This window comes from Streptomyces sp. PU-14G (assembly GCF_041028275.1).
GTDB lineage: Bacteria > Actinomycetota > Actinomycetes > Streptomycetales > Streptomycetaceae > Streptomyces.
In genome coordinates this window covers 1-1,492 of record NZ_JASKYT010000681.1, presented here as the reverse complement: position 1 = coordinate 1,492, position 1,492 = coordinate 1, and the positions used below count along the sequence as shown (strand labels likewise).

The following is a 1,492-nucleotide window of genomic DNA, read 5'->3' as shown; positions in this document are numbered from 1 at the left end:
GGCGGGGACAGGGGCGGCGAGTGCCGGGAGGCGGCGAAGCAGGCACCGATGCGTCCCGCGGTGCGCCGTCCCTCCAGGTGCAGGCGGCCGACGTTGGCGCGGTCGTCCGCGAGGAGCGTGAGCACAGCGGAAGGGCCCGCCGCGTACGTGGCGACATACCCCGACTCCCCGTGGATCAGCAACTCGCGGAAGGCGCCGCGCCCAGTCGCCTCGTTCATCCGGAAGGCGAGCCCCAGCGCGGCGGCCGTGAGGGCGGCCAGCGGCTCCGCGTCAGGCCGCTGCCCGGCCCGCGCGGGGCCAAAGGCCTCGGCGAGGACGAACCCGTCGACGGTGGCCGCCAGCGCCCCGCCGATCTGGGGAACCCTGGCCAGCAGCCCGTGCAACTCCTCGCTCACGCCCGGCTCTGCCGCCACGAGCACTCTCCTTTCGGCACGCTGCCACAACCTGCTGATCACAGTCCCTCCAGTGCGTCCCTGAGCCTGCGCAGCAGCGCGACGTCCGGGTCAGGGAACACGGCGGGCGGCGCCACGCCGTGCCCCTCCCGTGCGGTGTCCGTGGGCGGAGAGGGAAGCGGGGCAGCCGCTGCGGCCGGCGGCGGGGCGATCGCCGGGCCCGGAGGCGCGGCCGGCGCCGCGGTCCGAACGGGTCCGGCCGCTCGGCCCGGCGTGTCCGTACGCGCTCCGGCGCCCCGCGGCACGACCAGGCCGGCGGCTGCCAGCCGGCGCAGGTCCATGAGCGTGTGGAAGGCGGGGCGGCCCAGGGCGCGTGCGATGTCGGTGGCGTTGCGCACGCCGTCGGCCCGCTCCAGCACCGCGAGGCGGCGGGCGGGCACCAGCCCGGCGGCGCCGTCCGCTGCCGGTCGTCGCACCGGTACCCCGGGCGTGGACGTGCCGGGGCCGGTTCGGTCCGCTGCCGCGGTCGGGACAGGCGGCAGGACGTCCAGGCGGGCGTCGGGCCAGACGCGGTCGAGAAGCGCACGGCGGCGCGCCGTCTCCCGTTCGGCTGCCGCGAGTGCCACGGCACCGAGGGCGGCCCCGCCCGCGGTGCCCTCCAGCCAGTGCCGCACCCCTTCGCGGAAGCGTCCTGGCCCGTCGCCCGCGGACTCCAGCACGAAGAACGCCGCGTCGTACAGCGCGAGGCGCGCGCACAACTCCAGCATCCCGCCCGGTATCTGGCCCGCCTCGACGAGGCACCGGATCGCGTGGGTGCCGCCGTCGGCCGGTGGAACGGCACCCGGTGGGGCCGCGGGGTGGCGCCGGCCGGTGCGCAGACGAGACCCACCGCCCGCCAGCAGCAGTTCGAGCGCGGGCGCCGCCGGGCTCTCCGCGTGGGCGATCCGCCCCTCGACGAGGAAGAGGGTGCCTCCCGGTCGGGTGAAGGCGCCGGTGGCGCGCTCCTGTGCGAGTCGGTGCAGCATCGACGGAGCGCTGGTGGGGGGCGCGGGAGCGCACGAAGAGGCGTTCTGAGCGGGGCCCGCCGGGGTGTGCCGCGC

General features: G+C 77.7%; 2 protein-coding genes. Both read right to left on the bottom strand.

The genetic code is table 11. The annotated features are described in order from the left end of the window. On the bottom strand, positions 1-413 hold a 413-nt coding region (locus AB8Z75_RS34670), incomplete at its 3' end, for a roadblock/LC7 domain-containing protein (RefSeq protein WP_369209073.1). Positions 414-451: 38 nt separating this feature from the next. Beyond that, positions 452-1,492: hypothetical protein (locus tag AB8Z75_RS34665; protein ID WP_369209071.1), on the bottom strand; the 1,041-nt coding region annotated here is incomplete at its 5' end.